Source organism: Rhizobium aethiopicum, from assembly GCF_014197535.1.
In the GTDB taxonomy this organism is placed as follows: domain Bacteria; phylum Pseudomonadota; class Alphaproteobacteria; order Rhizobiales; family Rhizobiaceae; genus Rhizobium; species Rhizobium aethiopicum_A.
In genome coordinates, this window is the sequence record NZ_JACIFV010000046.1 from 19508 (window position 1) to 29596 (window position 10089).

A 10089-nucleotide genomic window follows, 5' to 3' on the forward strand; every position below is an offset into this window, starting at 1 on the left:
ATGCACATTGTCGACCGGCGGCTAAATCCGCGCGGTAAAAGTCTGGAAAATCGTCAGCGGTTCCTTCGACGCATGAAGGGAGCCGTGCAGCAGGCGGTGAAACGTTCGCTGCAAAATCGAAACATTCGAGACGTGCTCGACGGCGGGGAGATCAGCCTGCCGATCGATGGAATGGCCGAACCAAGCTTTCGACGGGGCGAAGGCGGCATCGCCGACCACATCCTGCCCGGGAACCGGGCCTTCGTCGAAGGGGACATCATACCGCGGCCGCCGGGTGGGAAGGGTGGAAAACCAAAAGATGCAGGCGAGGGCGACGGTGAGGACGGTTTCCGCTTCGTGCTGACGCGGGAGGAATTCCTCGATGTGTTCCTCGATGACCTTGAATTGCCAGACCTTGCCAAGCGGCGTCTAGCCGAAACGGAGGAGGAAACTCCGTTCCGGGCCGGTTATTCCGTATCGGGATCCCCCGCCAACATTGCCGTCGGCCGCACCACGAAGCTGGCGATGATGCGCCGCGTTGCGCTTGGCCGCCCGCGCCGCGAAGAAATCGAGGCCCTGCAGCGGCAGATCGAGGAATGCGAGGACGACGAGAGTCGCCTGGCGCTTGAGGCAAAACTCAAATCCCTGACGGAAAAAAGCCGGCGCATTCCCTATATCGATCCGCTCGACGTGCGCTATCGCCGCTTCGAAAACGAGCCGAAACCTGTCGCCAAAGCGGTGATGTTCTGCCTGATGGACGTCTCGGGCTCGATGTCGGAGCACATGAAGGACCTTGCGAAGCGATTCTACCTGCTGCTCTACCTTTTTCTGTCGAAACGCTACAAGAAAGTGGAAATCGTCTTCATCCGCCATACTGACAGGGCAGAGGAGGTCGACGAGGAAACCTTCTTCTACGGTCCGGCGACGGGCGGCACGCTGGTGTCTAGCGCGCTTGCCGCCATGCGGGCGATCATCGCGGCGCGTTTCGATCCGGCGGAGTGGAATATCTATGGCGCCCAGGCCTCGGACGGCGACAACGCCCATTCGGATGGAAATCTGACCGGGCAATTGCTGCGCGAGATTTTGCCGCTGTGCCAGTATTTCGCCTATATCGAGGTCGGCGAGGAAGGCGGCGATTCCTCGGTATCGCGATCGCCCCTCTGGATGCTCTATGACGGGATCCGTTCCGAACCGCTGCCGCTTTCGATGCGCAAGGTCTGCCGGCGAAGCGAAATATTCCCTGTTTTCCACGATCTCTTCCAGAAACGTGAGGCACAGTCGAAGGTGACGCCATGACCATGACGGTGAGGCCAAGAGAGCGGCTCTTGTTCGAAGGAGCCGACTGGGACTTTGCAACGCTGCAGCGCGTCCACGATGCGTGCGAGGAAATCGCGCTCGGCGAGCTCGGTCTCGATGTCTATCCGAACCAGATCGAAGTCATCACCTCGGAGCAGATGCTGGATGCCTATTCCTCGACCGGCATGCCGCTGTTTTACCGCCATTGGTCCTTCGGAAAACACTTTGCGCACCATGAAACCTTCTACCGCCGCGGGATGCGCGACCTTGCCTACGAGATCGTCATCAACAGCTCTCCCTGCATCTCCTATCTGATGGAGGAAAACACGGCGACGATGCAGACGCTCGTCATCGCCCATGCGGCCTTCGGCCATAATCACTTCTTCAAGAACAATTATCTTTTCAAGCTCTGGACCGATGCCGAGGGAATTCTCGATTACCTTGATTTCGCCAAGGGTTATATCACCCGCTGCGAAGAGCGTTACGGCGAGACGGCTGTCGAAAGAACGCTCGATGCGGCGCATGCGCTGATGTCGCATGGAGTGCATCGGTATGCCGGCAAGACCACCATCGACCTTCGCCAGGAGGAGAAGCGGGAACAGGAGCGTCGCGCCCACGAGGAGCAGATGTTCAACGACCTGTGGCGCACGGTTCCCGTCGGCAAGGCGAAGAAGGCGGGTGATATAGGCTTGGAAAAGCGGCGCGCCGCGCTCGGCCTTCCGCAGGATAACATCCTCTATTTTCTCGAGAAATCCGCGCCGCGACTGCAGCCGTGGCAGCGCGAGATCCTTCGCATCGTCCGCCACGTCGCTCAATATTTCCATCCCCAGCGGCAGACCAAGGTGATGAATGAGGGAACCGCCACCTTTGTCCATTATCAGATCATGAACCGGCTTCACGAGCGGGGGCAGATCAGCGACGGGAACTTCCTCGAATTCCTGAAGTCCCACGCCAATGTCGTCTTCCAGCCGAACTACGACGATCGGCGGTTCTCGGGCTTCAATCCCTATGCGCTTGGTTTTGCGATGATGCAGGACATCGAGAGGATCGTCACGAAACCGACGGAAGAGGACCGGGCATGGTTTCCCGATATTGCGGGACGAGGCGACGCGATGGGGGTTCTGCGCGACGTTTGGGCAAATTACCGGGACGAAAGTTTCATCAGCCAGTTCCTAAGCCCGAACCTGATCCGGCGGTTGCGGCTGTTCCATCTCTACGACGACCCGGAACAGACCGAAGGTGTGCTGGTTTCGGCAATTCACAATGAGCGCGGTTATTTGCGCATTCGCCGCCAGCTCTCCCGCGAATACGATATCGGCTGGACCGATCCGGCCATCGATATCGTCGATGTCGATCTCGCCGGCGACCGCCGCCTGTTGCTGCAGCATATCGTCATGAACGGCTGCTATCTGCAGGAAGGTGACACGAAGCTCGTCCTGCAACATCTCGCCGATCTTTGGGGCTACGACGTGTTGCTTCAGGAAATCGACGGCTCGAGCACCGTGGCGAAGGAACATGCGGCGAGCCCGCGCAAGATTGTTCAATGATCGATTTTTTTCGGCGCGCGGGCTTAAGCGCGTCGTATGCGTCCATCCTTTTGCCCGCATCCGGTGACGATCGGCAATTATTGATGGCAACAAATACAAAGGCTGCGTAATTTACCGCCGCTGCAATCGTTCATATTGGTCCCCATTCAACCCAATTCCACCTTTGCAGCGACCTTTCGGGGCCGATAGCAAAGGCGAGTGACCATGAGTGAAACGCGGCGGAAGCTGACGACGATCTTCTGTGCTGACGTGCAGGACTATACACGGCTGATGGGGGCCGACGAGGAAGGGACGCTTGCGACGCTGAAGCGCTGCCGCGAGGCGATGGGACACCTGATCGAAAGCCATGGCGGCCGTGTCGTCAACACCTGGGGCGACGGGTTGATCGCCGAGTTCCCGAGTGTCGTCGAAGCCGTGCGCGCCGCCGTCGATACCCAGAACGAACTTGCCGGCTTCAATGCCCGCCGTCCAAGCGACGGGCGCATGCTTTTCCGCATCGGCATCAATCTCGGCGACGTCATCGTCGAGGGCGGTGACATCTATGGCGACGGTGTCAATATCGCCGCGCGGCTGCAGGCCTCGGCCGCCCCCGGCGGCATCGTGATATCGAGCACAGTTTACGATCAGGTGCGCAACAAGGTAGCTGTTGGTTTCGAGTTTCTCGGGCCGCTGACGGTGAAGAACGTCGACGAGGGCGTGCCGAGCTATGCGGTCAGGATCGGCGACGGAGGCGAGGAGGCGCAGCCTGCGGAACGACCCGCCTCTGTTCGGCCCCAGCCGGCGGCTCCGGTCACGGCCGAGGCAAGACCGGCTGCCGGCTACGGCCGAAGCCTGTTCAGCGTGCTCGGCGTCATCGCCGCCGTACTCGTCGGCATCAATCTCCTCACATGGCACGGAGTTTTCTGGGCTCGCTTCCCGCTGCTTGCGCTCGTCATCATTGCAGCGCTTGCCTGGACTCGTGACCAGGCGCTTTTCGACCGCAGGATGGTGACACTCGCGATCACGGCGCTCGGCATTATCGGCATCAACGCTCTCACCTGGAGTGGAACCTTCTGGGCGGTTTGGCCAATACTGGGGATCGCAGCGATGGTCGGCCTGCGATGGGCGATACGCCGATAGAGTTCCGCCCCTCATTTTCTATGGGTTTTGAGCGATCTTCGTCCATAGACCGGCAGCATCGAAGACCTTTGCGAGCTCCATTCAAGCAAAAGTGAGCGGCCGGATTATTTCCATTCTTCGCTGATATTACAAATCGGTAATGCCGGCCGCTTATGCTTGTCGGTAAGCTGTAAACGCGCGATATTGTCGCATCAGATGGGAAGCTTGATCCCGCAGCGCCTCTTTCGACCGACCCTGGTCCAACCTCGAGTCCCTCCGGAGACGTGAATGGCCTTTTGGAAGCAGTTTATACTTTCGCTCATCGTCATCATTGCCGGTTTTGCCGCGTGGGTTTTCTTTGCGCCCGGCGCCGGCGATCGGATGCGCGATGCAGGCATTCCGGATAGCCTCATTTCCATGATCGCGCCTAAAGCTCCTGAAACAGCCGATGCCGGTGCTTCCGCCGGGGCGCAGGGGCAACGGGGCCAAGGGCAGGGACAGGGTCAAAACCGCCGCAGCGGCGGGCGCAACAGCGCCATTCTTGTCGCGACGCAGGCCGTCGTTCAAGGCGTCGTCAACGACCGGCTGAACGCCATCGGCACGGGCGATGCGATCCGTTCAGTCGCGGTGACGCCGCAGGCCACGGGAACGATCCGCGAAATCCTCATCAAATCCGGCGACAGGGTGAAGGCCGGGCAGGTACTCGCCAAGCTCGACAGCGAGGAGCAGGTGATCGCGCGCGGCCAGGCGGATGTGGCGCTGAAGGCGGCGGTCGAGAAGTCCAATCTCTATCACAACATCAAGTCCAGCGTGTCGCGCATGGACGTCTTCGATTCCGAGATCGCCGAGCAGGGCGCGCGGCTGCAACTTCAGGCCGCCGAGCTCAATCTCGCCCGGCGCAACATCACGGCGCCGATCGACGGCATTGTCGGCATCGTGCCGGTCAATATCGGCGACAATGTCACGACATCAACGCCGATCGTCACACTGGACGATCGTTCGGAAATCCTCGTCGACTTCTGGGTGCCGGAGCGTTTTTCCAATACGGTTGCGGTCGACCAGCCGGTGGAGGCGATGTCGGTGGCAAAGCCCGGGCAGGTGTTTTCGGGCGTGATCGAGGCGGTCGACAACCGTATCGACGCGGCAAGCCGCACGCTGCGCCTGCGCGCCCGGATTGACAACTCTTCCGACGAGCTGCGCGCCGGCATGTCCTTCGGCGTCAGCATGAAATTCCCCGGCGACAAATATCCGGCGGTCGATCCGCAGTCCGTGCAGTGGGATTCGCAAGGATCCTTCGTGTGGCAGGTGACCGACGACAAGTCGCACAAGGTGCGGGTGAGCATCGTGCAGCGCAATCCCGACTTCATTCTCGTCAAAGCCGACCTCAAGGACGGCGACAAGATCGTGACGCAGGGCCTGCAGCGCGTGCGTGAGGGCGGGGCGGTGCGTGTCAGTGCCGATGTCGCCGCGAACGGGGAGGTCGCGACCCAATGAGCGTGACCGAACTGCCTCAGGACCGAGCGTCGGGCAAGCAGAGCTTCACCGCGCTTTTCGTTCGCCGGCCGATCCTGGCGCTGGTGTTCAACACGCTGATGGTCGTCGCCGGTCTTGCGGCCTATGTCGGCGTCGAGGTGCGGGAGCTGCCTGATGTCGACCGTCCCGTCGTCACCGTGCGCACCACTTTCGACGGCGCTTCGCCGCAGACGATCGACCAGGAACTGACCAAGGTGATCGAAGGCGCGGTCGCCCGCGTCAGCGGCCTGAAGTCGATCTCCTCGACCTCTTCCTTCGGTCAGAGCCGGGTGACGCTCGAATTCTCCGATGCGATCGATCTCGCGGTCGCCGCCAACGACGTGCGCGATGCGATCGGCCGCATCACCCAGAACCTGCCCGACGAGGCCGATGCGCCGCAGATCGTCAAGGCGGATTCGGATTCGTCGGCGATCATGCGCCTTGCCGTCACCTCCACCAAGCTCAACATGGACGACCTGACGCAGCTCGTCGAGAACGAGGTGATCGATCGCCTCGCCTCCGTCGATGGCGTCGCCGACGTCGAGGAATATGGCGACCAAGAGAAGGTCTTCCGCGTCGATGTCGACCAGGGCGCGCTCGCCAGCCGCGGGCTCACCATCGGCGACCTGACCAAGGCGCTCGACAATGCCGCGCTCGACGTTCCGGCCGGTTCGCTGAAGAGCACGACGCAGGATATCGTCGTGCGCGCCACTGCCAACCTGCAGACGCCGGCGGATTTCTCCAATGTGATGTTGCAGGACCGCGTCCGGCTCGGCGACGTCGCCACGGTGACGCTCGGGCCGCGCGACGGCGAAACGGCGCTGCGCTCGAACGGCAAGCCCGGTATCGGCCTCGGCATCATCCGCCAGGCGCAGTCGAATACGCTGAATATCTCGACCGGCATCAAGGCCGCCGTCGAGCAGCTGTCGAAGACGCTGCCCGAGGGAACGACCATCGCCATCACCAGCGACGATGCCGTCTTCATTCAAGGCGCAATCCATGAGGTGGTGCTGGCGCTGGTGCTCGCCGCCGTCATCGTCACCGCCGTCATCTATCTCTTCCTGCGCGACTGGCGGGCGACACTGATCCCGGCGGTCAGCATGCCGGTGGCGCTGATCGGGACATTGGCTGCCATCTATCTGGTCGGCTTCTCGATCAACATTCTGACGCTGCTCGCCATCGTGCTGGCCACCGGCCTCGTCGTCGACGACGCGATCGTGGTGCTCGAAAACATCGTGCGCCGGCGCGCCGAGGGCATGGGACCGCGCGCGGCCGCCGTGCTCGGCACGCGCGAGGTGTTCTTCGCCGTCATCGCCACGACCGCGACGCTGGCGGCCGTTTTCATCCCGCTCTCCTTCCTGCCGGGGCAGGTCGGCGGTCTCTTCCGTGAATTCGGCTTCGTGCTCGCCTTTTCGGTCGGGCTGTCGTCGATCGTGGCGCTGACATTGTGCCCGATGCTCGCTTCGCGCATGCTGACGAAGCCGATGATCGAGGATCACGGTGCGCTCGGCCGCGTCGGCGGGGCTTTCGCCAGCCTCTACAAATGGGCGCTGCACGGCTGCCTCAACGCGCCATTCGTCGTTATCCTCTTTTCGGTGATCTTCGCCGGTGCCGCGCTCGTCGCCTTCTCGACGGTCAAAAGCGAGCTGACGCCGGAGGAGGACCGATCGATGGTGATGATGCGGCTGACGACGCCGCAGGGATCGAGCCTCGAATATACCCGCGACAAGATGCAGCGCGTCGAGGAATATCTGCAGCCGCTGGTCGACAGCGGCGACGTCCGCAACGTCTTCTCGATCTCCGGCCAGGGCGGTTCGCTGAACAGCGGCTTCATGGTGCTGACGCTCGCTCCCTGGGGAGAGCGGCAGAGGACGCAGGCGGAGATCGTCGGCGACATCAACCAGGCGGCGGCGAAGGTGCCGGCGCTGCGCGGCAACGCCATCTCTTCCAACAGTCTGCGCATCCGCGGCGCCGGCAGTGGCGTGCAGATGGCGCTGATCGGCAACGATCATGAGGCGCTGACGGCGGCGGCCGCCAAGCTGGTGCAGGCGCTCGACGCCACCGGCCAGTATGATACACCGCGGCTGACCAACGAGCCCAGTCAGGCGCAGGTATCGGTAGCGATCGATCGCGAGCGCGCCTCCGATCTCGGGATCGACATCACCGGACTTTCGACGGCGATCCAGTCGCTGCTCGAAGGGCGATCGGTGGTCGATGTCTTCGTCGACGGCGAATCCTATCCGGTGCTTTTGACCTCGACGACGCGGCCGATCGACGATCCCACAGATCTCGAAAACGTGTTCCTGAAAACCGGCGACGGCAAGATCGTTCCGATGTCCGTGATCGCCACGATGAAGGAAGGATCGGTCGCGCCGCAGCTGAACCGCGAGCAGCAACTCGCCTCTGTCGCGATCACCGCCGGCCTCAAGAACGGCATGTCGCTCGGCGATGCGGTGAAACAGGTGACTGCGCTCGCCGAGCCGATCTTGCCGCCCGGCGCGCGTCTGCTGCCGCTTGCGGAAGCCGCGACCTTGGAGGAGAACTCGAATGGCATGGCGCTGACCTTCGGCTTCGCCATCGTCATCATCTTCCTGGTTCTCGCCGCCCAGTTCGAAAGCGTGCTCTCCTCGGTGATCATCATGTCGACGGTGCCGCTCGGCCTTGCCTGCGCCGTCTTCGCTTTGATCATCACCGGCTCCAGCTTGAATATCTACAGCCAGATCGGCTTGGTGCTGCTCGTCGGCGTCATGGCGAAGAACGGCATCCTGATCGTCGAATTCGCCAATCAGCTGCGCGACAGGGGTGAGGACGTGCGCTCCTCGATCGAAAAAGCCTGCGCGCTGCGCCTTCGCCCGGTGATGATGACGATGATCGCCACCATTCTCGGCGGCGTGCCGCTGGTCTTTGCCCATGGCGCGGGTGCGGAAGCGCGCGTGGCGCTCGGCTGGGTGATCGTCGGCGGCCTCGGTTTTGCGACGCTGGTGACGCTGTTCATCACGCCGGTCGCCTATCTCCTGCTTGCCCGCTTCGCCAAGCCGCATGCCCATGAAGAGGCGCGCCTGCACGAGGAGATGTCGGTCGCGACGAGGCCGCGCGCCGCCCCCGACGAGGAGCGGCTGCAGGCCGCCGAATAAGCCTTCCATCCGCGTTGAACACGCCGCCGGATTGCCATTCGGCGGCGTTTCTTATGGTGTATGAAGTCTTGCGGAATAAGATAAATTTCCTCTGAAGATTAGCCGTTTTTTAAGCATAAGCGGCAATGATCGTGGCCAGGAACCGACTGGCCTTCTTCGTTTCTTGAAGGCAATGCGCTGGAGACCCAGCGCCCCCGGACATGAGTGTCTGTGCGGAAGGTTCATCCCTGTTCAGTTGCGTTCTGTTGTGTTTTTGGAGTCTTGTTCCGTGAGTATTTATCAGCGCGTCTCCGTTGATGCGGCGCTCCATGTGCTGCGTGATATCAATCGCAATATGACGGTCACGCAGAACCACATCACGACAGGCATGCGTGTCGCCAAAGCGGCCGACAATGCCGTCTATTGGTCGATCGCCACCACCGCGCGCACCGACAACAAGGCCATTTCGGCGGTCCAGGATGCACTCGGCATGGCGGCTGCGACGATGGGCACGGCCTATACCGGTGTGCAGAACGTCATCGACGTCGTCTCCGAGATCAAGGCCAAGCTCGTCGCCGCCACCGAGGACGGTGTCGACAAGAACAAGATCAACGAAGAGCTCAAGCAGCTGCAGGAGCAACTGCGCAGCGTTTCGGAATCGGCGACCTTCAATAGCGACAACTGGGTGATCCTCAACAATGATGCCACGCCGACGCAGCCGCGCCAGATCCCGGCGTCCTTCATCCGCAATGCCGACGGCACCGTCTCGGTGGGCATGCTGAGCTACCATATCGACAACACGCCTGTCGGTGCCACGACCTCCAAGGATGCGCGCTACCTGATCGACGACCGGGCCACCGGCTCGGGCGAATACGGCGTGCTGACCTCGTCCTATTTCGCCACCGAACTCGGGACCGCGCAGAATTACGTGCTGATGACCAGCAAAAACGGCACCACGGCGGGCCAGGTCGTCATTTCGCTCTCGTCAACGACGACGGAAGGGCAGATCGGCCAGATGATCAGCGTCGTCGACGCGGCGCTGACGCAGCTGACGACGGTCGGCTCGGCCTTCGGCGCGCTGGAAAAACGAATCGAGCTGCAGAACGACTTCGCAACCCAGCTGCACGACAACATCACCGCCGGCATCGGCCGGCTCGTCGATGCCGATATGGAGGAGGAGTCGAGCAGGCTCAGGGCGCTGCAGACGCAACAGCAGCTCGGCCTGCAATCGTTGAACATCGCCAATGCGACTTACGATACGGTCAGGCAGCTGTTCCAGAATTTCTGAAAGTTGATTATCCAGCCACCCGCCCTCGTGGTTCGAGACGGCCCCTTGGGCCTCCTCACCATGAGGGCTATTTGTTGTGCCCTCCGCTGCGTCTTCCGTTGGTAATCCGCGACTTCTCCCCCGCCTCATCCTTGTACGTTGCCGTTGGTGTATAAACGGGTTGCGCGACGGGGATGCGTGTCATCCTTGGGTTTCGAACTCGTACCTCAGCGAGCATCTCCGTCGCCATGTCTTCGCTCGAACGGTTGATTGGGCT

7 protein-coding genes are annotated in these 10089 nt (G+C 61.7%); 6 read left to right on the forward strand and 1 reads right to left on the reverse strand.

The genetic code is table 11. The features are described from left to right. From GGD53_RS30695 to GGD53_RS30720, 6 genes are all read left to right on the forward strand, one after another. The gene (locus tag GGD53_RS30695) at positions 1–1275 is read left to right on the forward strand and encodes a YeaH/YhbH family protein (protein ID WP_184460468.1); all 1275 of its coding nucleotides are present in this window, start codon (positions 1–3) and stop codon (positions 1273–1275) included. Then, a complete protein-coding gene (locus tag GGD53_RS30700; protein ID WP_184460469.1) occupies positions 1272–2822 on the forward strand; it encodes a SpoVR family protein in 1551 nt (516 codons plus the stop codon). The genes GGD53_RS30695 and GGD53_RS30700 overlap by 4 nt, the downstream gene beginning before the upstream one ends. Before the next feature lie 204 nt (positions 2823–3026). After that, on the forward strand, positions 3027–3941 hold the full coding sequence (locus GGD53_RS30705; protein WP_184460470.1) for an adenylate/guanylate cyclase domain-containing protein: 915 nt from the start codon (positions 3027–3029) through the stop codon (positions 3939–3941). A gap of 267 nt (positions 3942–4208) precedes the next feature. Continuing rightward, a complete protein-coding gene (locus GGD53_RS30710) occupies positions 4209–5414 on the forward strand; it encodes an efflux RND transporter periplasmic adaptor subunit (protein ID WP_184460471.1) in 1206 nt (401 codons plus the stop codon). Beyond that, positions 5411–8566, forward strand: coding sequence for an efflux RND transporter permease subunit (locus GGD53_RS30715; protein WP_184460472.1), 3156 nt, complete (start codon positions 5411–5413; stop codon positions 8564–8566). The genes GGD53_RS30710 and GGD53_RS30715 overlap by 4 nt, the downstream gene beginning before the upstream one ends. A gap of 268 nt (positions 8567–8834) precedes the next feature. Beyond that, complete coding sequence (locus GGD53_RS30720) at positions 8835–9833, forward strand: flagellin (protein ID WP_184460473.1); 999 nt, start codon at positions 8835–8837, stop codon at positions 9831–9833. A gap of 67 nt (positions 9834–9900) precedes the next feature. Here GGD53_RS30720 and GGD53_RS31510 read toward each other — a convergent pair. Then, the coding region (locus tag GGD53_RS31510; protein WP_210303404.1) for a hypothetical protein at positions 9901–10089 on the reverse strand (189 nt) is incomplete at its 5' end.